This is a genomic window from Nocardia suismassiliense, assembly GCF_900269665.1.
GTDB lineage: Bacteria > Actinomycetota > Actinomycetes > Mycobacteriales > Mycobacteriaceae > Nocardia > Nocardia suismassiliense.
The window spans coordinates 2,707,979-2,728,829 of sequence record NZ_LT985361.1 but is presented as its reverse complement, the minus strand read 5'-3'; the positions used below and the strand labels follow the sequence as shown (position 1 = coordinate 2,728,829).

At 69.4% G+C, this 20,851-nt stretch carries 17 protein-coding genes; 16 read left to right on the top strand and 1 reads right to left on the bottom strand.

Going from position 1 to position 20,851, the window contains the following annotated elements; all coding sequences use genetic code 11:
- Positions 1 to 4: 4 nt before the first annotated feature.
- From DBO33_RS12285 to DBO33_RS12230, 12 genes are all read left to right on the top strand, one after another.
- Entirely contained in the window at positions 5 to 532 is a 528-nt protein-coding gene (locus tag DBO33_RS12285) for a GNAT family N-acetyltransferase (protein WP_107655146.1), read from the top strand.
- Positions 529 to 1,614 (top strand): LLM class flavin-dependent oxidoreductase, encoded by a 1,086-nt coding sequence (locus DBO33_RS12280; RefSeq protein WP_107655145.1) that lies wholly within the window; start codon positions 529 to 531, stop codon positions 1,612 to 1,614. The genes DBO33_RS12285 and DBO33_RS12280 overlap by 4 nt, the downstream gene beginning before the upstream one ends.
- Positions 1,611 to 3,230, top strand: coding sequence for an ABC transporter substrate-binding protein (locus DBO33_RS12275; RefSeq protein WP_107655144.1), 1,620 nt, complete (start codon positions 1,611 to 1,613; stop codon positions 3,228 to 3,230). The genes DBO33_RS12280 and DBO33_RS12275 overlap by 4 nt, the downstream gene beginning before the upstream one ends.
- A 2-nt stretch (positions 3,231 to 3,232) precedes the next feature.
- Entirely contained in the window at positions 3,233 to 4,243 is a 1,011-nt protein-coding gene (locus tag DBO33_RS12270) for an ABC transporter permease (protein WP_107655143.1), read from the top strand.
- The gene (locus DBO33_RS12265) at positions 4,236 to 5,108 is read left to right on the top strand and encodes an ABC transporter permease (protein ID WP_107655142.1); all 873 of its coding nucleotides are present in this window, start codon (positions 4,236 to 4,238) and stop codon (positions 5,106 to 5,108) included. The genes DBO33_RS12270 and DBO33_RS12265 overlap by 8 nt, the downstream gene beginning before the upstream one ends.
- Complete coding sequence (locus DBO33_RS12260; protein WP_107655141.1) at positions 5,105 to 6,787, top strand: dipeptide ABC transporter ATP-binding protein; 1,683 nt, start codon at positions 5,105 to 5,107, stop codon at positions 6,785 to 6,787. The genes DBO33_RS12265 and DBO33_RS12260 overlap by 4 nt, the downstream gene beginning before the upstream one ends.
- Positions 6,787 to 7,029: a hypothetical protein gene (locus DBO33_RS12255; protein ID WP_107655140.1), complete on the top strand. Its 243-nt coding sequence runs from the start codon at positions 6,787 to 6,789 to the stop codon at positions 7,027 to 7,029. Before DBO33_RS12260 ends, DBO33_RS12255 begins: the two co-directional genes overlap by 1 nt.
- Positions 7,029 to 8,162 (top strand): LLM class flavin-dependent oxidoreductase, encoded by a 1,134-nt coding sequence (locus tag DBO33_RS12250; RefSeq protein WP_107655139.1) that lies wholly within the window; start codon positions 7,029 to 7,031, stop codon positions 8,160 to 8,162. Before DBO33_RS12255 ends, DBO33_RS12250 begins: the two co-directional genes overlap by 1 nt.
- A complete protein-coding gene (locus tag DBO33_RS12245; RefSeq protein ID WP_107655138.1) occupies positions 8,159 to 9,529 on the top strand; it encodes an NtaA/DmoA family FMN-dependent monooxygenase in 1,371 nt (456 codons plus the stop codon). The genes DBO33_RS12250 and DBO33_RS12245 overlap by 4 nt, the downstream gene beginning before the upstream one ends.
- Positions 9,526 to 10,332 (top strand): DUF1684 domain-containing protein, encoded by an 807-nt coding sequence (locus DBO33_RS12240; protein WP_107655137.1) that lies wholly within the window; start codon positions 9,526 to 9,528, stop codon positions 10,330 to 10,332. The genes DBO33_RS12245 and DBO33_RS12240 overlap by 4 nt, the downstream gene beginning before the upstream one ends.
- The gene (locus DBO33_RS12235; RefSeq protein ID WP_107655136.1) at positions 10,329 to 11,480 is read left to right on the top strand and encodes an LLM class flavin-dependent oxidoreductase; all 1,152 of its coding nucleotides are present in this window, start codon (positions 10,329 to 10,331) and stop codon (positions 11,478 to 11,480) included. The genes DBO33_RS12240 and DBO33_RS12235 overlap by 4 nt, the downstream gene beginning before the upstream one ends.
- Positions 11,481 to 11,774: 294 nt before the next feature.
- Entirely contained in the window at positions 11,775 to 13,802 is a 2,028-nt protein-coding gene (locus DBO33_RS12230) for a CocE/NonD family hydrolase (RefSeq protein WP_107655135.1), read from the top strand.
- A 67-nt stretch (positions 13,803 to 13,869) separates the two neighbouring features.
- Here DBO33_RS12230 and DBO33_RS12225 read toward each other — a convergent pair whose 3' ends face one another.
- Positions 13,870 to 14,871 (bottom strand): methylenetetrahydrofolate reductase, encoded by a 1,002-nt coding sequence (locus tag DBO33_RS12225; protein ID WP_107660195.1) that lies wholly within the window; start codon positions 14,869 to 14,871, stop codon positions 13,870 to 13,872.
- 131 nt (positions 14,872 to 15,002) lie between these two features.
- On the opposite strand from DBO33_RS12225, the gene DBO33_RS12220 reads away from it, so the two are divergent.
- From DBO33_RS12220 to DBO33_RS12205, 4 genes are all read left to right on the top strand, one after another.
- Positions 15,003 to 16,154, top strand: coding sequence for a polyprenyl synthetase family protein (locus tag DBO33_RS12220; RefSeq protein WP_107655134.1), 1,152 nt, complete (start codon positions 15,003 to 15,005; stop codon positions 16,152 to 16,154).
- Between the two features lie 235 nt (positions 16,155 to 16,389).
- Positions 16,390 to 18,015, top strand: a complete 1,626-nt coding sequence (gene crtI, locus DBO33_RS12215) for a phytoene desaturase family protein (RefSeq protein ID WP_107655133.1) — start codon at positions 16,390 to 16,392, stop codon at positions 18,013 to 18,015.
- A gap of 183 nt (positions 18,016 to 18,198) precedes the next feature.
- Positions 18,199 to 19,824, top strand: a complete 1,626-nt coding sequence (locus DBO33_RS12210) for an alpha-(1->6)-mannopyranosyltransferase A (protein ID WP_234390799.1) — start codon at positions 18,199 to 18,201, stop codon at positions 19,822 to 19,824.
- On the top strand, positions 19,821 to 20,837 hold the full coding sequence (locus DBO33_RS12205; RefSeq protein WP_107655131.1) for a phytoene/squalene synthase family protein: 1,017 nt from the start codon (positions 19,821 to 19,823) through the stop codon (positions 20,835 to 20,837). Before DBO33_RS12210 ends, DBO33_RS12205 begins: the two co-directional genes overlap by 4 nt.
- The last annotated feature ends 14 nt before the right edge of the window (positions 20,838 to 20,851 follow it).

Below are 20,851 nucleotides of genomic sequence, written 5' to 3'. Positions count from 1 at the left end.
CCCGGTGACGCAACAGCTTTCGGCACAGGACCTGCGGGTGCACCGGGTCGCCCAGGATGACCCGCTGGCGGCGCCGCTGCTCGCCGAGCTCGCCGTCGAGTACAGCAGCCGCTACGGCCGCAGCGCCGGCGAGATGCACGCGTCGCTGCGCGACTATCCGGCCACCGAGTTCGCGCCTCCGCACGGCGCGCTGCTGGTCGTCACCCGCGACAGCGAGCCGGTGGCGGGCGGGGCCTTCCAGCGCTACGACGCGGAAACCGCTGAGCTCAAACGAATCTGGACGGCCCGCGAACACCGCAGGCAGGGGCTCGGGCTGTTCGTGCTCGCACAGCTGGAGGCCGAGATCGAGCGGCGCGGCTACCGGCGCATCTATCTGACCACCGGTCCGCGGCAACCCGAAGCCGTCGGCCTCTACCTGGCCGCCGGATACACCGCGCTCTACGACCCGGCCGTGCCCGCCGAGCAGCTCGGCAAGCACCCGTTCGAGAAGCGACTGCCCGCGGTCACCGACGCACTGGGAGCATCCGCATGAAGTTTCTTCTGTTCACCCTGGTCACCCGGGTGCCCGACCCGACGACCGGCCGGCTGCCCGGCACCAGGGAGCGGCTGCGTGACGTCGTCGCACAGGCCAGGCTGGCCGAGGATCTCGGTTACGACGGCTTCGCCGTCGGTGAGCGGCACGAGGATCCGTTCCTGTCCTCGGCTCCCCCGGTGATCCTCAGCCACATCGCCGCGGTCACCTCGCGGATCACGCTGTTCACCGCCGTCACCACGCTGAGCCTGCTGGATCCGGTGCGCGCCTTCGAGGACTACTCCACGCTGGACAATCTGTCCGGCGGCCGCCTGGAGCTGATCATCGGCAAGGGCAACGGAACCGCGCAGGCCGAGCTGTTCCACGTCACCACCGACGATCAGTGGGACCGCAACCACGAAGGCTACGACCTGTTTCGGGCGCTCTGGCACAGCGAGAGCGTCACCTGGTCCGGCCGATTCCGGCCCGCGCTGACCAACGCCAAGGCGCTGCCACGGCCGTGGCAGCCCGAGATCCGGATCTGGCACGGCAGCGCGACCAGCCGGGATTCGGTGGAACTGGCCGCGCGCCACGGTGATCCGCTGTTCTCGGCGAATGTGACCAACCCGATCGAGCCGTATGCCGAACTGGTTCGCCACTATCGGGAGCGCTGGGAGTTCTACGGGCACAAACCAGCCGATGCGCTGGTCGGCGCGGGTACGGCGGGATTCCATGTCGCCCGGACGTCCCAGCAGGCCCTCGACACCTATCGGCCGATCTTCGAGGCGCGCCTGGCACTGGCGCGCACCCTCGGCCTGCCGGTCGTGTTCGAGACGCTCGACGACTTCGTCAGCCGCAGTTCGGCTCTCGTCGGCAGCCCGGAGCAGGTGATCGACAAGGTCGGCAGGCAGCACGAGCACTTCGGGCACGAGGTGATCCACCTGTCCGCCGAGCGGGACGGCCGCCCCGAGATCGATTACCTGGACAGCCTCGCGCTGTTCCAAACCGAGGTGGCGCCGGAGCTGCGCCGCCGAATCCCGAGCCGCCCGTTGGCCGCCGGCGCCGAGCTCGTCCCTACCGAAACTGCTGGAGTCGCCTCGTGATCCGTTCCCGTCACCGAATCGCCGCGCTGGCAGGCGTTTTGGCCACGGCCACCACTGTTGCGGCCTGCGGCACTGATTCGGCCGCGCCCGGCGGCGACACAGGACCGCCGAAGCCGGGCGGCACCCTGCGCTATGGCTTGTCGCAGGCCCCCACCTGCTCGGATCCCGCGCAGTCGGGCACCAACCAAACTCTGTACGTGACACGCCAGATCGTCGACTCGCTGACCGATCAGGATCCGAAGACCGGTGAGCTGAAGCCGTGGCTGGCGCAGCGCTGGGAGGTCACGCCGGATGCGAAGGTGTTCACCTTCCATCTCACCGACGGCGTCACCTTCAGCGATGGCACACCGCTCACCGCGGAGTCGGTCGGCAAGACTTTCGACTCCATCATCAAGCTCGGGTCGGCCAAATCCCCGCTGGCGTCGAGCTACCTCACCAACTATGTCGGCACCACCGCTGTCGACCGGCTGACCGCGCGGGTGGAGTTCAGCAAGCCCAACGCGCAGTTCTTGCAGGCGTCCTCGACCACCCAGCTCGGCATTCTGGCCGAGGCCACCACCGCCAAGCCCGCGGAGCAGCGCTGCCTCGGCGACAACATCGCCAGCGGGCCGTTCACCTACGCGGGCTACCGCCAGGACGCCTCGGTCACGCTGGCCAAACGCACCGGATACCAGTGGGGTTCGGCGGTGTTCGCGCACCGCGGCGAGGCATACCTGGACAAGATCGAGTTCACCGTGGTGCCCGAATCCGGTGTGCGCACCGGCAGTCTCATCTCGGCGCAGCTCGACGCGATCAGCGATGCGCTGCCGCAGGACGCGGCACAGATCGAGGCGGCAGGCGGACGGGTGCTCAGCACCGCGAATCCCGGTGTGCCGTTCGGCTTCCAGACCAATGTGACCCGCGGCCCGCTGCGCGATCCCGCGGTGCGTCAGGCGCTGCTGCCCGCGATCGACCGTAAGCAGTTGGTGGACACCGTGCTCGGGCCGCAGTTCAAGCCCGCGACCAGCCCGCTGGCCAGCAGCACGCCCGGCTACCAGGACCTGTCGACCCGGCTGGCCTACGACCCCGGCAAGGCCCGCGGCATTCTCGACCAGGCGGGCTGGCTACCGGGTGGTGACGGCATCCGGGTGAAAAACGGTGAGCGGCTGTCGTTCTCGGTGCTGTTCAGCCAGGTGTTCGCGGGCAACCAGGCGATCATCGAGCTGGTGCAGCAACAGCTGCGGCAGGTCGGGGTCGAGCTGAAGCTGGATCTGGTGTCGGGCGCCGAGTCGACGGCACGGCAGAACGCGAAGGACTTCGACAGCAGCTACGGCAACACCACCCGCGCGGACGGGGACATCCTGCGCACCTCGTTCGGTTTGGACGGCCGCAATCTCAATGTGCGAGGGCCGATTCCGGCGCTCGACGACGCGCTCAACGGCCAGTTGAGCACCGTCGACACCACCGTCCGCAATGGCCTCATCCACACGGCCCAGCAACAGGTGCTCGACGCCGGGCTGTTGATCCCGACGGTGGAGTTGTCCCAGGCGATCGGCGCGGGCGGCACCGCTCAGGACCTGAAGTTCGAAGCCTCGGCGCGACTACAGTTCTTCGACGCCTGGCTGAGCGGGCGGTAACGATGGCGCGCTATCTGGCTCTGCGGGTCCTGCAAGCGGTCTGGGTGCTGTGGGCGGCGTTCACCGTCTCCTTCGTGGTGCTCTATCTGCTGCCCGCCGACCCGATCTCCATCGCGGCCGACGGCGGCGGCGCGGGCACACCGGTGGACCAGGCCGCCATCGCCGAGCTGCAGGCGCGCTACGGGCTGGATCGGCCGCTGTGGCAACAGTATTGGACCGCGCTCGGGCACGCGGTGCGTGGCGATCTCGGGCATTCGATCGGCACCGGTCAGCCGGTGACCGGCGCCATCGGTGACGCGCTGCCCGCGACGCTCGGATTGGCTGGGCTGGCACTGCTTTTCGCGACGTTCGGCGGGGTGGCGCTGGCGTTCGCCGCGACCTACACCCGGCGGCCGTGGCTGCGCACCGTGCTCAATGCCCTGCCTTCGCTCGGTGTTTCGGTGCCGACCTTCTGGACCGGCTTGCTGCTGCTGCAACTGTTCTCGTTCCAGTGGCGCCTCGCTCCGGCCTTCGGTGGGCACGGCTTCGCCGGCACCGTCCTGCCCGCCCTGACGCTGGCCCTGCCGATCGGCGCGGTGATCGCCCAGGTGCTGGCCGCGGGTCTCGAATCGACCTGGCGGCAGCCATTTGTCGACGTCGCGTTGGCGAAGGGCGGTTCGCGCTGGTGGGTGCAGCGCAAGCATGTGCTGCGCCCCGCCAGCGTGCCCACCTTCACCATCGCCGGGGTGCTGATCGGCAACATGCTCGCCGGATCGGTCGTGGTGGAGACGGTCTTCGCCAGGCAGGGCGTCGGCCGCCTCACCCAGACCGCGGTACTGGCCCAGGACATTCCGGTGGTGCAGGGCATCGTGCTGCTCACCTCGGCCGTATTCGTCACGGTGAATCTCGCGGTGGACCTGCTCTATCCGTTGCTCGACCCGCGCATCGCCGCGCGGGCCCGGCACGCGGTCGCGCCCGAGAAGACTGACGACAAGGTCGGCGGCACCGCCGAAGGGGTGGCAATCCATGGTTGACGTCATCGATGAGCGGCGGCGTGCCGCCTTCCCGGGGCTGCGCAAGCCCGCACTGCGCGGGAAGTGGTTGCGCGGCAATGTGGCCCTGATCCTGTCCATCCTTATCGCGGCACTCGCCGTCGGCTGGGCGCTGTTCCCTTCGCTGTTCGCCAGTGGTGATCCACTGACCGGGGTGCCCGCGCACAAGTTTCGCGGGCCGAGTGCGGAGCACTGGTTCGGGACCGACAATCTCGGGCGCGACCTGTACACGCGCATGGTGCACGGCGCGGGGCTCTCGCTCACCGCGACGCTCGCGGCGGTGGGTATCGCGCTGATCGCCGGGTCCGTCCTCGGACTGCTGTCGGGTGCGGCGGGCGGCATCGTCGACACCGTGGTCATGCGCGTCGTCGATGTGCTGCTGTCGATTCCGGCGCTGCTGCTGTCGCTGGCGCTGGTCACGGCCCTGGGTTTCGGTACTCGCAATGTGGCGATCGCGGTGGGGGTTTCGCTGGTCGCCAACTTCGCCAGGGTGCTGCGGTCGGAAGTGCTGCGGGTGCGGCACGCGGTGTATGTCGAGGCGGCGCACGCTTCGGGGGTCCGCTGGTACACGGTGCTGCTGCGGCATGTGCTGCCCAACTCGTATCAGCCAGTGCTGGCGCTGGCCGCCGTCGAGTTCGGCATGGCCGTGCTGTCGGTGTCGGCCCTGAGCTTCCTCGGTTATGGCGCGAAACCGCCTACGCCCGAATGGGGTTCGCTCATCTCCGAGGGCCGCAACTACCTCGCCACCGCATGGTGGATGACCACTCTGCCCGGCCTGGTCATCATCGCGGTGGTCGTGGCCGCCCAGCGTCTCGGGCGCGCCGTTGGAAGGAACGAACAACTATGACCAGCACTACTTCGCCGCAAGCGGCACCGACCGAAGAGCAGGTGTCCTCGACTGCCGCGGGACAGTACGCCGGTCCGCTGTTGCGGATCGACAATCTGCGCGTCCGCTACCGGTCCGACTCCGGTGACGTGACCGCGTTGGCCGGGGTCTCGCTCAGTGTGTCCCGTGGCGAAGTGGTGGCCCTGGTCGGCGAATCCGGCTCCGGCAAGTCCACTCTCGCGCAATCGGTGATCGGCTTGCTCGGGGCCAATGCCGAGATCAGCGGCGGGACCATCGCATTCGACGGAAAGGTCGTCGACACCGGATCCGAGCGGGAACTGCAACGGTTACGCGGCGCGCGCATCGGCTTCGTGCCGCAGGATCCGGGGCTGTCGCTGAATCCGGTACGGCGCGTGGGTGAACAGGTGGCCGAGGCGCTGCTGGTGCACCGGCTGGCCGACCGGCATTCGGCGCGTGAGCGTGCGATCCAACTGCTCGCCGACGCGGGCCTGGACCGTCCGGAACTGCGCGAAGTGCAGTACCCGCACGAACTCTCGGGCGGGCAACGGCAGCGGGTGCTCATCGCGTCCGCGCTGGCCTGCCGGCCGGAACTGGTGATCGCGGACGAGCCGACCAGCGCGCTGGACGCCACGGTGGCGCGGCGGGTGCTCGACCAGCTGGCCGCGCAGATCGCGGCCGAGGGCACCGCGGTGCTGCTGATCACCCACGATCTCGCGGTGGCCGCCGAGCGCGCCGATCGGATCGTGGTGCTGAGCGGCGGCGAGATCGTGGAGAGCGGGCCCACCGCGACGGTGCTCGCGGCACCGCGCCATCCGTACACGAAGCGGCTGCTCGCCGCCTCGCCGAGCCTGGCGCCCACGGTCGCCTACCGAACGCCTAAGCCGCGCGAGGGTGCGCCACTGCTGGCACTGCGCGAGGTGCACAAGCGTTTCCGCGCACAGGCGGGTGGCTCGGTGACCGCAGTCGCGGGTGTCGGCTTCGAGCTCGGCCGCGGCGAAACCCTCTCGCTGGTAGGCGAATCCGGTTCGGGCAAGTCGACCACCGCCCGAATCGCGCTGCGCCTCACCGAACCCGACAGCGGCCGGGTCACCTTCGACGGACAGGAACTGACCCGGTTGCGCGGCACCCGGTTGCGGGCGCTGCGCCAACGGTTCCAGGTGGTGTACCAGAACCCGTACTCCTCGCTGGATCCGCGTTGGCGGGTCGGCACCATCATCGAGGAACCGTTGCGCGCATACGGGGTCGGCGACCGCGCGGCCAGGCAGGCCAGGGTCGCCGAACTGCTCAGGCAGGTGGCACTGCCGGAGCACTTCGCACAGCGCCGGCCCGCGGAACTGTCCGGTGGACAGCGTCAGCGCGTCGCCATCGCCCGCGCGCTCGCCCTGCACCCGGACCTGCTGGTGCTGGACGAACCGGTCTCCGCGCTCGACGCCTCCGTGCAAGCGCAGATCCTCGAGCTGCTCGACCGGCTGCAGGCCGAGCTGGCGCTGAGCTATCTGTTCATCTCGCACGACCTCGCGGTGGTCCGCCGGATCAGCGACCACGTCGCGGTCATGCGGCACGGCCGCATCGTCGAATCCGGGCCGACCGCAGCGATTTTCGACAACCCGCAGCACGAGTACACCCGCGAGCTGTTGTCCGCCATACCCACGCCCACCGCCGCGAAAGGACCATCCTGATGCCGGAATCGACCTACCGCCACAGCCGGATACTCGTGCGCACCGACCGGCCCGCGTGCCGCCGCAGCAGGCCGGAACGCCCGGGATCGCTGCCTGCGCGGGCGAGGCGCTGGTGGCGCACGCATGTGCCGGAGCGCACCGCGGCCACCGATCTGTGGCAGCACGCGTTCTTCTTCGCCCCCGACGCGGCGGGTGTGCATCCCGCGGCACGGCAGTGCTTGAACTGGAAGGAAACCTACTGATGGCCGATTCCGACTTCTTCCTCGCAGTCGAGCTGGCGGGGACGGGAATTCACCCGGCGTCGTGGCGACGGGACGACTCGCGAGCCGAGGATCTGTTCACCGGCGCGTACTGGGTCGACGCCGTCACCGCGGCCGAAAAGGCCGGGGTGGACACGGTATTCGTGCCCGACTCGTTCGGCTTGCAGCCGGGTGGGACCGGCGCGACGCGGGGCAGGCTCGACGCGGTGGCGATCGCCGCCCGAGTCGCGGCGGCCACGCGGCACATCGGCCTGCTTCCGCAGGGGGCCGTGACGCACACCGAGCCGTTCCATCTGGCCAAGGCCGTCCAGAGTCTCGATTTCGCCTCGTTCGGGCGCGCCGGGTGGGAGGTGACCGTATCCGAAGGTGTGGAGCAGGCACGGGCATTCGGCCGCAAGGACGCGCAGGACGCGGCGTCGCTGTGGCACGAGGCCGATGAGGCGATCGAGGTGGTCACCCGGCTGTGGGACAGCTGGGAGGACGACGCGGAGATCCGCGATGTGCCCACCGGGCGCTTCATCGACCGGGACAAGCTGCACTACATCGACTTCGTAGGGGACAACTTCTCGGTGAAGGGGCCGTCGATCACCCCGCGCTCGCCGCAGGGTCAGTCGATCGTGGCGGTGCGCGCACAGGACGACGCGAGCACGGGCGTCGCGGTACAGCGGGCCGACCTGATCCGCATCGCCGCAGACGATCTCGAGGCTGCGCGAGCCCTGCGGACCGCCCTGCGGACGGCGGTGCGTGCCGCGGACCGCGATCCCGATGCCGTGCGAGTGCTGCTGGATATCGAACTCCACCTGGCTGATTCATCGGCTTCCGCACAGGAGGAGGTCGCCCAGCTGGATCGGTGGACCGACCCCGGTATCTCGACCAGCCTGCGCCACCTCGGCACTCCAGCGACGCTGCGCGAATTGCTGGGCGCCATCGACGCTTCCGGCGCCGCCGACGGCGTCGTACTCCGCCCGCTCGCCGTACCTACGACAGTCGACCGGCTCGCCGCGTTGGCCCGGAAGCCTTTGTCGGCCAGGACATTGCGCGAGCGCCTCGGTCTCCCCCGGCCGGCCAGCCGGTATGCCGGCAGCACCACGATCCAGGAAGGTACGCCGTCGTGACCGGCAAACCACGCAAGCAGATCCATCTCGCCGCCCATTTCCCCGGCGTCAACAACACCACGGTCTGGGCCGACCCGGCGTCGGCCAGTCAGGTCGAGTTCGAGTCGTTCGTGCACCTGGCGAAGACCGCCGAACGCGGCCTGTTCGACTTCTTCTTCCTGGCCGAGGGTCTTCGGCTGCGCGAACACCGCGGGCGCATCCACGATCTCGACGTGGTGGGCAGGCCGGACACCTTCACGGTGCTCAACGCGCTGGCCGGGGTGACCGACAAACTAGGCCTCGCGGGCACCATCAACAGCACCTACAACGAACCGTTCGAGCTGGCCAAGCAGTTCGCCTCGCTGGACCATCTGTCCGGCGGCCGCGCCGCCTGGAACGTCGTCACCTCCTCCGACGCGTTCACCGGCGAAAACTTCCGCCGCGGTGGCTATCTCGAACACGGTCAGCGTTACCAGCGCGCCGCCGAGGTGGTCGAGGTGACCCGCGAGCTGTGGGATAGCTGGGCCGCCGACACCCTGGTGATCGATCGGGCCGCGGGGGTGTTCGCCCGCGAGGTTCCCGAAACCCGGCACCGCGGTGCGCAATTCGACATCGCCGGGCGGTTCGTGCTGCCGCCGAGCCCGCAGGGGCACCCGGTGTTGTTGCAGGCGGGCGATTCCGACGACGGCCGGGAGTTCGGGGCGTCCGCCGCCGACGCGATCTTCACCGGGCACGGCACGCTCGAAGCGGGACAACGCTTCTACGCCGACGTCAAAGGCCGATTGGCGAAATACGGCCGGACACCGGACGAACTGAAGATCCTGCCCGCGGCCACCTTCGTGCTGGGCGACAGCGCGCAGGACGCCGAGGAGCGGGCCCGCCATATCCGCCTTCAACAGGTCGGGCCGCAGACCGCCATCGCCTTCCTCGAACAGGTCTGGGGCCGTGAGCTTTCCGGCTACGATCCGGATGGGCCGCTGCCCGACGTGGAGCCCACCGACAACGTCGACATCACCCGCGGCCGGGTGCGCCATGCCAAGGACCCGCGCGCGGTCGCGGCAGACTGGCGGGCCAGGGCCGAGGCCGAGAACCTCAGCATCCGTGAGCTGATCATCGAGGTCACCGCGCGCCAGCAGTTCGTCGGCACGCCCGCGGCGGTCGCCGAACAGATCGATACCTACGTCCAGGGCGACGCCAGCGACGGATTCATCCTCGTACCGCACCTCACACCGGGCGGGCTCGACGAATTCGTCGACGGGGTCGTCCCGGAACTGCAGGAGCGCGGCAGTTTCCGCACCGAATACACCGGCACGACCCTGCGCGAGCATCTCGGGCTGCGCCATCCGCACCGCCACAGCACCGTCCACGAAGGAGCACGAGCGTCATGACGACCAGCATCAGCACCGATTTCGCCACCGAGTGGGCAGACTGGCAGCACACCAGGGTGGCGCAGCTGCGCGACCCGCTCGGCTTCCTCAGCCTGACCGGATTGCATTGGCTCACCGACCAACCCGAGCGGCTGCCGGACGTGCCGGGCACCTGGTGGGTCACCGATAACAAGGTGTTCATCACCGCGCAGCCCGCCGACCGCCTGGAGGTCGACGGTGTCGGCATCGCGGGCGTGCGGATCATCAAGCCCGAAGAGGGCGCGCCGGGTCTCAGTGTGCGGCACGAGCGCCGGGTGCTCGAGGTGATCCGCCGGAGCGGTCTGTATGCCGTCCGAGTGCACGACCCCGCGGCATCGACGTTGGCGAGTTTCGATGGAATCCCCAGTTACGCACCGGATCCGCGCTGGGTGGTGACCGGCCGGTTCACGCCGTTCGACGAGCAGCGCACGGTGACCACCGGCGCCGTGGTCGACGGCTTGGAACACCACCATGCCGCCGCAGGCACCATCGAGTTCACCCTCGGCGAGGCCACCGAGCGGGTCGTCGCGTTCGGCGACCCGACCGACCTCCGGCTGCTGTTCACCGACGCGACCAGCGGCATCACCACCTATCCCGCGGCCCGCTCGCTCGCGATCGGCGCTCCGGAGGCGGACGGCACGGTGCGCCTCGATTTCAACCGGGCGGCCAATTTGCCCTGCGCCTTCACCGATTTCGCGACCTGCCCGGTCGCGCCTGCCGAGAACCGGCTGCGCGTCGCGATCGAGGCGGGCGAGCAGGATCCGCGGTTGGGGCGGACTTCATGAGCGTCCCGCTATCGATCCTCGATCTGTCCCCGATCAGCGCCGGGTCGACCGCGCAGCAGGCGCTGCGCAACACCGTCGACCTCGCGCAGCACGCGGAACAGTGGGGTTACCACCGGTATTGGCTGGCCGAACACCACTTCGTGTCGGTGGCCAGCTCCGCCTCGATCACCCTGATCGGTCTGGTCGCGGCGGCCACCTCGCGCATTCGGGTGGGGTCGGCGGCCGTTCAGGTCGGCCACCACACCTCGGCATCGATCGTGGAAGCCTTCGGCACCATCGACGCGCTGTACCCGGGCCGGCTCGACCTCGGGCTCGGGCGGTCCGGTCACCGGCGCAGCCAGTACGGTGCGGAACCGGCGCACCCGAAGGGCGGGCATCCCAAAGTGGACACCGCGACCGGACGGACCCAGATCCGGGACGGCGTGGTGGTTCCGCCGCCGTTCGATCCCGGCCGGGTCGCCGACCGGACGAAATTCCTCGCCTCGGCCGCCGCGTTGCAGCAGGAAGGTGCGCAAGCGCTCGAATTCGCCGAGCAGGTCGACGAGGTACGGGCACTGCTCGGCGGCCACTTCGTCAGCAAGAACGGCGTTGCGCTGCATGCTGTTCCGGGTGAGGGCGCGCAGGTCGAGCTGTGGTTGTTCGGCAGCTCGGGCGGCGAGAGCGCGGAGCTCGCCGGACAGCTCGGATTGCCGTTCGCGGCGGCGTACCACGTGTCGCCGGGCACCGCCCTGGACGGAGTCGACGCCTACCGCGCGGCCTTCCGGCCGTCCGCGCTGCTGGCCGAGCCGTACGTGGTGGTCTCGGCGGATGTCGTCGTCGCCGCGGACGACGCCACCGCGCGACACCACGCCGCCACCTACGGCCACTGGGTGCACAGCATCCGCAGCGGCGCGGGCGCCGCCGACTACCTCGACCCGGCCACCGCCACCCCGCTGACCCCCGAGCAGCACCGCTTGGTCGCCGACCGCCTCGCCACCCAATTCGTCGGCACGCCCAGCACCGTCGTGGAGCGGCTCGACGCACTACAGCGCGTCACCGGCGCCGACGAACTCCTCGTCACCAGCATCACCCACCACCACGAAGACCGATTGGAGTCGCACCGGCTGCTCGCCGACGCCTGGGGAATCCGCGCGGCCCGCGCCGCCTGATCCCCGTCCCGCACCTCTGCGCCCCGTGCGCACGAACTCCGTGTACACGGGGCGAATTTGTTCGGGACGAATCGGCTGCGCTGGCAGCCGATTCGTTATGCCGACTCGCGATCAATGGGGAGCCAGGGTTTCACCGCGCGCTACCGGGTAGCGGGATGGCGGCCAGGCTGGGATCTTCGGGCGATTGACCAGGTCGAGGCGGCGTTGTTCGTCATTTGGACATACTTCTCTCGATCCGCCAGAAACATACAGGCGTGCATGTATTCTTCTGCCGATCAGGAGAGGGAGATATCAATGAGGATTGCTCCAGCCCGCCGATGGACCAGGGTTTTCGTCGGACTGCTTGCGCTGCTCGGGGTTTCGCAGGTGCTGGTGGCGCCCGGCGCTCCGGCCGCGCCCGAGGGTGCCGCGGCGTGGACGGCGGTGCACGATGGTCCGCAGCAATATCCCGGGATGCATATCGACTGGGATGTGCCGATCACCATGAGCGACGGCACCGTGCTGAAGGGGAATGTGTATCGCCCGGCGGATGCGAACGGGCCGATCGCGACGCCGCTGCCGACGATCGTCAATCTGACGCCCTACACCAAGTTGTTGTCGATGGTCGCGCAGACGGCGCTGTCCGTTCCGATGTTGTCCGACGCGATAGTCGGGTTCCTGCGGGACTTCGAGCTGCCGGGGACGCCGTTGGAGGCGCTGACGGACGCGACGCGGGTGGCCGGCGGTGGGTTCGGGCGGGCGTTCGCGGTGGACCCCAACCTGATTCGCAGCGGCTACACCCAGGTCGTCGTCGATGTGCGTGGAACCGGGTTCTCGCAAGGGATCTGGGAGCCGTGGGGGCCGAAGGACCAGCAGGACACCCCCGAGGTGATCGCGTGGGCGGCGGCGCAGCCGTGGTCGGACGGCAACATCGGGATGACCGGCGCCTCCTACTCCGGGATCAACCAGGTGCAGGCCGCCGAAAAGCAGCCGCCCGCACTGAAAGCCATCGTCCCGGTGGTGCCGGGCAACGATCTGGTGCGCGACATGATCGCCCCGGGCGGCGCGGCCATCGGCATCCTGCTGCCCTACCTGCTCGCGGTGAACGTGGCCAAATTCCTGCCCGACCTGATGTCGCTGGTGCAGGGCAAGTTCGACATGCAATGGCTGACCGACCGGCTGGCCAGCCCGATGTCGTTCCTGGACGTCGCAATCCAGACGATGAGCACCGACTCGTTCGACGCCGTCCAGCCGCAACTACAGCGAGTCCTGGACCCGGACAGCCCGATCCGCCAGGCGTGGCTCGGGCATCCCGAACGCATCACCGTGCCGACGATGGTGATCGGCGGCTGGCACGACAACTTCGCCAACGGCGAACCCCGGATCTACCAAGAGATTCCGCTGCCGCCCGGTCAGAAGCAGCTGATCATGGGCAACAGCTACCACGTGAACACCGGCTTCGATATGCGCGGCCGCCACGGCGAACCGCCGCGGATCGATGTGTTGCAGCGCGCCTGGTTCGACAAGTGGCTCAAGGGAATCGACAACGGTATCGACGGGTACGGGCCGGTGACGCTGTGGCAGCAGGGCGCGGGCTGGACCAGCGCCGAGCAGTTCCCGCGCGCCGAGGCCGACCACCGGCGGCTGTACCTGTCCGCGGCACCGAGCGGTACCTCGGCCATCAGCGCGCACGACGGAACTCTCACGGCGGCACCGGCTTCCGAGACAACTCGCCTCACCGTCGCGCCCGGCCTGGCCAGTCTGTGCTCGACCGACGCGGTGCAGGGCACCGCGGGCATCCTCGTCTTCGCCGGCTGCGGCAAAGACGCCAGGGTGCAGGAGATCAGCGGGCTCACCTTCACCAGCCCGCCGGTGGCCGAGCCGACCACGATCTCCGGACCGATCGCGGTGCACCTCAATACGGTGCACGACGCCACCGACGGCTACTGGACCGCGACGCTGAACGATGTTGCCCCCGACGGCCGTTCGGTCACGCTGACAACCGGCCAGCTGCTGTCCTCGATGCGCGCCATCGACGACGGCAAGAGCCGCCGCTCACCCGACGGGGCATACACCGATCCGTTCCCGGTGCTGTCGCTGGCCGCCCGGCAGCCCATGGTCCCCGGACAACCCACCCAGCTCGACCTCGGCCTCGCCCCCACCGACGCGATTCTGCAACCGGGACACCGGCTTCGGATCGACATCTTCGCGGGCAACTACCCGAAGGGCCTGCCCATCCGCCCGATGCTGGACGCCACCGAGCTCAAACCCCAGCATCTGCAACTGGATCCGTCGGCACCCAGCTATGTCAACGTCCCTCTGGCCGGTAGCCCCGGCTGGTAACGCACACCTTCCGATTTCCCGCATACCGAATCGCATGCGATCTGCCGTGCGGGAAATCGGAAGGCGGTCAGGCGCTGATAGGGGCGGCAGTCACGCCATAGCCGAGGTTGGTGAGCACCTCGGTGGTCGCCTTGGCGAAGTTCAGGGTGATGAAGTGCAGGCAGGGCGCGCCTTCATCGATAAGCCGCTGCGCCATCTCGGTGGCGATCTCGATGCCGACCTCACGCACCGCGGCCTGGTTGTCGTCGGGTGCGTCACCTGCGGCCTTGTTCAGCCGGTCGAGGACTGCGGCGGGCAGCGCACGGCCGCAGAGCTCCTCGGCCCGCGCCACCGTGCGCAGCGAGGTGATCGGCATCAGCTCGGGGATGATCGGCTTGGCGCCCTCGATCGGGTCGAACTTCGCGATCCGGTCGCGCAGCCGCAGATAGTGCTCGACGTCGAAGAACATCTGGGTGATCGAATACTCCGCTCCCGCACGCAGTTTCGCGGCCAGGAAGGCGGTGTCGGAGTCCAGGTCCGGCGAGCGATGGTGGCCCTGCGGGAACGAGGCGACGCCGACGTGGAAGTCGCCGAGGTCGCGCACGATGCGCACCAGTTCCTCGGCGTAGGCGACGCCCTCGGGGTGCTGCTGCCACTCGCCGAGCGGGTCGCCGGGCGGGTCGCCGCGCAGCACCAGGATGTTGCGGATGCCCGAATCGGCGTAGGAGCCGACCAGCGAGCGCAGCTCACCGAGGCTGTGCTCGACGGCGGTCAGGTGCGCCACCGGCAGCAGGGTGGTCTCCTGGGCCAGCTCGCCGGTGACCCGCACCGTGCGGTCGCGGGTGGATCCGCCCGCGCCGTAGGTCATCGAGACGAACGCGGGATGCATCCGCTCGAACTGGCGTCCCGCACGCCACAGCCGAGCCTCCGCGGCCGCATCACGGGGCGGATTGAACTCGACCGAGAACGGCACCGCCGCACCGGAGTGGGCCCGCAGACTCTGTACAACCGACGGTGTTCCAGAGACGTTCGGGTGCGTCCGGGGCGGACGGCCTGGGGTCGAGCGTCCCCGCGCATTGTCGAAAGTCACTGATTCAGTGTAGTGGTGACCGCCGGTGGCCCTCACGGGTCGTACCGACGAGTACGCGTATTCTTCGGACCAGACCGCACCGGGACGCGACAGGCCGTGCCCGGGCACCACGCGTCCACGACCGCACGACCTTGGAGGCTCCCCTGTCCGCCGGATCCGGTACCCAGACGCCTCACCGCACCTCCGCGGCGGAGCTCGTCGCACCCCAGCCGGGTACGCCGGCCTTCGTCGCCGCCGTGGAAGACGCGCTGACCAGGTTCTTCGCCACCCGGCGCGAGCTGGTCGAGCAGCTGGGCCCGGTCTTCGTGGAGGCCGCGGACGCGCTGGAGCTGTTCGTGCTGCGCGGCGGCAAGCGCACCCGGCCCGCGTTCGCCTGGACCGGCTGGCTCGGCGCGGGCGGCGACGCCGGCGGACCGGAGGCGGACGCGGTGCTGACCGCGTGCTCGGCGCTGGAACTCGTGCAGGCCTGCGCGCTGATCCACGACGACATCATCGACTCCTCGCGCCCCCGCCGCCGTTTCCCGACGGTGCACGTCGACTTCGAGCAGCGCCACCGCGACCGCGCCTGGGCGGGCGACTCCGCGCACTTCGGCGCCAGCGTCGCGATCCTGGTCGGTGACCTGGCGCTGGCCTGGGCCGACGACATGGTGCACGCCTCCGGGCTCGACCCGGCGGCGATCGCCCGGTTCGCGCCGGTGTGGGCGGGCATGCGCACCGAGGTGCTCGGCGGGCAGCTCCTCGATATCCACGGTGAGGCGGGCGCCGACGAATCGGTCGAGGCCGCGCTGCGGATCAACCGGTACAAGACCGCCGCCTACACCGTCGAACGCCCGCTGCACCTCGGCGCGGCCATCGCCGACGCCGACCAAGGGCTGGTCGAGGCCTACCGCACGTTCGGCACCGACATCGGCATCGCCTTCCAGCTGCGGGACGACCTGCTCGGGGTGTTCGGCGATCCCGCCGTCACCGGCAAACCGTCCGGGGACGACCTGCGCGAAGGTAAGCGCACCGTGCTGCTGGCCGAGGCGCTGGCCAGGGCCGACGAGGCCGACCCCGCCGCGGCGAAGCTGCTGCGCACCAGCATCGGCACCGATCTGGGGCCCGAGGAGGTGGCACGGCTACGCGCCGTCATCACCGACCTCGGTGCCGTGGACGAGGTGGAGCGCCGGATCACCGAGCTCACCGACGCCGGACTGGCCGCCATCGAAACCAGCACGGCGACACCGGCCGCGAAGGAGCGGTTGCGCGCCATGGCTCTGGCGGCGACCAAACGCACAGCCTGAAAGTGGTTGCGCGACCGGCCGACCGGGTAACCCGGCTCGGTGCCGGCGTCGACCCGATGCGTGCCGTGAAGAGGAGAATTTGATGAAAGACGTTGGCGCTCAGGGTTCGCGCGAGCCCGGAACGTCCGAGCCCGCACAGCGCGCTCGCGAGCCGAGAAGGCCCGATGCCGCACCGAGCGCTCGCGAGCCGCGAACGCGCGAGACCGCGGCCGACCGCCTACTGCTCGTCCGGGGGATGCCGATCGTCACACCCGATCGCGACCGGCAGCGCACCGCCCATTCGGTGAAAACCGTTGCCGGGCCCACGGATCGCGTGGTCGTGGTCGGTGCCGGGCTGGCCGGGCTTTCCGCCGCGCTGTATCTCACCGGCGCGGGGCGCAAGGTCACGCTGCTGGAGCGGGCCGACCATCCGGGTGGACGGGTCGGTCGCTATCAGGGTCCGGATTACGAGATCGATTCCGGCGCAACCGTGTTGACGCTGCCCGAGCTGATCACCGACGCGCTGGCCGCGGTCGGGCGGACGCCGCAGACCTGCAAGCCCGCGTTGCGCATCCATCAGCTGGCGCCGAGCTATCACGCGAAGTTCGCCGACGGCGCGACGCTGCGGGTGTTCGCCGACCCCGACGCCATGGCAGAGGAGGTCGCCCTGGTGTGCGGCCCGGCGGAGGCCCGGCGCTATCGGCGACTACGTGACTGGCTGGCACGGATCTACGCGGCGGAGTTCGCCGATTTCATGGACACCAACTTCGATTCACCGCTGGACATGCTGAGGGTGCCCGAAAAGCGCAAGGCGCTGGCCGCTTTGGTGCGACTGGGCGGGTTCGGCAGGCTCGGGCCCAAGGTCGACCGGTTCTTGAGCGATCCGCGGCTGGCGCGACTGTTCACCTTCCAGGCGCTCTACGCGGGAATGCCGCCTGCGCAGGCGCTCGCGGTCTACGGCGCGATCCCGCACATGGACACCTCGCTCGGTGTCTACTACCCGGAGGGCGGGATGCGGGCCATCGCGGCGGCGATGGCCGAGGCGTTCACCGCGGCGGGCGGCACGCTGGAACTGGGCACCGAGGTGACCGGGGTGGACTATGCCGGCCGGCGGGCCGAGCGGGTGCGCACAGCAGACGGCCGCGCCTTCGACTGCGATGCCTTGGTATTGACCGTCGACCTCGGCTCCATCGACCGCTACGGCGTGCGGCGCCGTCGCGGGCTGCGCGCGGCACCCTCCGCGGTCGTCGCGCACGGCACGGTGCCCGCCGAGATCGCGCGCACCTGGCCGGTCCAGGCCCACCACACCATCGAGTTCGGGGCGGCGTGGGACCAGACATTCGCCGAGATCGCGGGGCGACGGGGACGGTTGATGAGCGACCCATCGTTGTTGCTGACTCGTCCGGCGCTCACCGACCCCGGCCTCTACATCACCCGGGCCGACGGACAGCACGAACCGTTCTCGTTGCTGGCGCCCTGCCCGAACCTCGATGCGGCCCCCCTGGACTGGCCCCGAATCGGCCCGGCCTACCTGCGCGAGCTGCTCGACGAACTGGAAAGGCGGGGTTACGACGGTATTGCCACACAATTCACCGTCGACCATCTCGACACCCCGCAGACCTGGCGTGACCAGGGCATGCTGGCCGGCACGCCGTTCTCCGCGGCGCACCTGTTCCGGCAGACCGGGCCATTTCGCTCGCGCAATTTTCCGCGCACCAGCGACAACGTAGTTATCGCCGGTTGCGGCACCACGCCGGGCGTCGGGGTGCCGACCGCGGTGCTGTCCGGAAAACTGGCGGCAACCCGTATTACCGGCGATACGCATCCTGCTCGAGATGAAACCGCACGTACCAGCGAGATAGTGTTCCCGGCGACGCCGTAAACTAGGCGCCGACCTATTCACTCGCGGTTGCGACCGCTGACCATTCGGGGGGACCGACACCAGATGGCATCCCCCGAAACGCGCGCCGCAGAGGCCACATTGACACAAATCACCGGCCGAGCACCCAGCACCGCAGCGAAGCGCGAATCGGCCACTGCCGAGCCACCAGGTGTGCGGTCGTGGATGCGCACCGTCGCCGTCTTCCTGCGCAGCCCCGAGGGGCACGCCGCGATGCTCGGCTTCTACGGCGCGATCATGATCACCTTCGGTGGCTTCGGCGCGGGCAGCACGCGCAAGCGCGACCCGATTCTCGAGGCGCTGCACCTGTCCTGGCTACGGTTCGGCCACGGGTACGCGCTGTCCACCATCGTGATCTGGATCGGCGTGCTGCTGATGATCACCGCGTGGGTGCGACTGGGCCGCACCACGATCGGCAAAGGTGACCGGCTCGACCCAGGGGGACGGCAGACGGCGGAGCCGGCGGGGTGGGTGAACAGCGGCGTGACGCTCAACGAGTTACGCGCGATCGTCGGCATCTGGATCACGCCGCTGCTGTTCGCGGTGCCCATGTTCAGCCAGGACGTCTACTCGTATCTCGCGCAGGGTGCGCTGCTGCGCGACGGCTACGACCCTTACGTCGACGCACCGGTGAAGAACCCCGGAGTCCTGCTCGACAACGTCAGCCCGGTGTGGAAGCTCACCACCGCGCCGTACGGCCCGATCTTCCTGCTGCTCGGCCGCGGCATCACCACCATCACCGGTGACAACGTGGTCGCGGGCACCATCGCGATGCGGCTGGTGATGCTGCCCGGCCTCGCGCTGATGATGTGGGCGGTGCCCTATCTGACCAAACATCTCGGCGGTAAGCCGACGGTCGCCCTGTGGCTCGCCGTGCTCAACCCGCTGGTGCTGATCCACCTGTTCGGCGGCGTGCACAACGAGATGCTGATGGTCGGGCTGATGTGCGCGGGCATCGCGCTGGTGCTGGAACGCCACCACGTGGCGGGCATCGTGGTGGTCGCGATCGGGGTGGCGATCAAGGCGACGGCAGGCATCGCGCTGCCGTTCCTGGTGTGGATCTGGATGCTGCACGAACGCGAGAAGCGGGCCGCGCAGCGCGCCGGGCGCGACCCGGAGAACCTGCCGGAGAGCGAGAAACCGCACGACGCGGCGAAACCCACCGAGGACATGCCGCACCCCGCGCTGATGTTCGCCAAGATCGCCGGGCTCGGACTGACCGTGTTCGCCCTGGTCTTCGCGGCCGCCTCGGCCATCGCCGGCGTCGGCATCGGCTGGCTCACCGCGCTGTCCGGGTCGAAGAAGATCATCAACTGGCTGTCGCTGCCGACGATCATGATGCACGCGATCGGCTGGGTGACCTCGTTCGACTCGATGAAGGTCCTCGCGGTGACCAGGGGGATCTGTGCGGTCGCCCTGGTGGCCGTGCTCGTGTGGGCCTGGTGGCGGTTCCGGCACAGCGAGCGCGAGGCCGTATTCGGCATCCTGATCGCGTTCGTCGGGATCGTCATCCTCTCCCCCGCCGCGCTGCCCTGGTACTACTCGTGGCCGCTGGCGCTCGCCGCCGGATTCGCGCTCTCCACCACGACCTTGATGGTGCTGGTCGGCTTGTGTACCTGGCTGATGCTGGTGTTCCAACCGGACGGCTCGATCGGGTTGTACAGCTTCATGCACGTCGCGCTGGCGACCTTCGCCGCCGTGGTGGCCGCGATGTCACTGCGCAAGGTCGACCCGCTGCGGTTGCGGGCCACACCGCCGAGCATCGACCCGGCCACGCACGCTCGGTCATGAACCGCGGCGGGCCGCTCGCCGCCGGCCGGCCGTACGCCGCTGGCCGGCCCAGCACCGAGCTCGCGCAGGCGTATCGCGAATGCCAGCGGATCGCGGCTGAGCACGGGCGCACCTACTTCCTGGCGACACGGTTGCTGTCGGCGGAGCGTCGGCCTGCGGTGCACGCGCTGTATGCGTTCGCCCGGATGGTGGACGACATCGTCGACCATGCGGAAACCGATGTCGCACAGCGTTATCCGGGGGCGGTGCGGGAGCAGGAACTACCCGAGCACGGTCCGGCCGGTGAGCTCGATCTGATCGAGAAGCAGCTGCGGATCGCGTTGGAACTCGGGGTGCCCGCTCAGGATCGACACCCGCGCTCCATGATCCTGCTCGCGGTAGCCGACACCATCCACCGCTACTCCATAGGCGCACAGCACTTCTGGACGTTTCTGGATTCCATGCGCATGGACGTCCCCGGCACCGCGCACTTCCGCGACCGCTACGCCACGATGACCGACCTGCACCAATACATGACCGGTTCAGCCGCCGCCATCGGCCTCCAGGTGCTACCCGTCCTCGGCACCGTGTGCCCGATCGCCGAAGCCGAACCGCCCGCCGCCGCCCTCGGCGAAGCGTTCCAGCTCACCAACTTCCTGCGCGACGTAGCCGAAGACCTCGATCGCGGCCGGGTCTACCTGCCCGCCGACGAGCTCGCCGCCTTCGGCGTCGACCACGACTTACTCGTGCACTGCCACCACACCCGGCGCACCGACCCCCGAGTCCGCCGAGCCCTGGCCCACCTCATCGCGATCAACCGCGACATCTACCGCAACGCCGAACCCGGCATAGACCTACTCCAACCCCGCGTCCGCCCGGCCATCCGCACCGCCGCCGTCCTCTACGCAAACATCCTCGACCGCATCGAAGCCGCCGACTACGCCGTCTTCAGCCACCGCGCCGTAGTCCCCCGCCGTCACCGCCTCCGCGTGGCCGCATGGAACTTCGCCGCCGCTGCCCGGAGGGGCATGTAACCGAGCAGAGTCAT

Bases quoted from the DNA above. Each gene is read 5' to 3' on its own strand.
- DBO33_RS12280 (WP_107655145.1), top strand. From the start codon at position 529: ATGAAGTTTCTTCTGTTCACCCTGGTCACCCGGGTGCCCGACCCGACG.
- DBO33_RS12270 (WP_107655143.1), top strand. From the start codon at position 3,233: ATGGCGCGCTATCTGGCTCTGCGGGTCCTGCAAGCGGTCTGGGTGCTG.
- DBO33_RS12265 (WP_107655142.1), top strand. From the start codon at position 4,236: ATGGTTGACGTCATCGATGAGCGGCGGCGTGCCGCCTTCCCGGGGCTG.
- DBO33_RS12260 (WP_107655141.1), top strand. From the start codon at position 5,105: ATGACCAGCACTACTTCGCCGCAAGCGGCACCGACCGAAGAGCAGGTG.
- DBO33_RS12255 (WP_107655140.1), top strand. From the start codon at position 6,787: ATGCCGGAATCGACCTACCGCCACAGCCGGATACTCGTGCGCACCGAC.
- DBO33_RS12250 (WP_107655139.1), top strand. From the start codon at position 7,029: ATGGCCGATTCCGACTTCTTCCTCGCAGTCGAGCTGGCGGGGACGGGA.
- DBO33_RS12240 (WP_107655137.1), top strand. From the start codon at position 9,526: ATGACGACCAGCATCAGCACCGATTTCGCCACCGAGTGGGCAGACTGG.
- DBO33_RS12235 (WP_107655136.1), top strand. From the start codon at position 10,329: ATGAGCGTCCCGCTATCGATCCTCGATCTGTCCCCGATCAGCGCCGGG.
- DBO33_RS12230 (WP_107655135.1), top strand. From the start codon at position 11,775: ATGAGGATTGCTCCAGCCCGCCGATGGACCAGGGTTTTCGTCGGACTG.
- crtI (WP_107655133.1), top strand. From the start codon at position 16,390: ATGCCGATCGTCACACCCGATCGCGACCGGCAGCGCACCGCCCATTCG.
- DBO33_RS12210 (WP_234390799.1), top strand. From the start codon at position 18,199: ATGCGCACCGTCGCCGTCTTCCTGCGCAGCCCCGAGGGGCACGCCGCG.
- DBO33_RS12205 (WP_107655131.1), top strand. From the start codon at position 19,821: ATGAACCGCGGCGGGCCGCTCGCCGCCGGCCGGCCGTACGCCGCTGGC.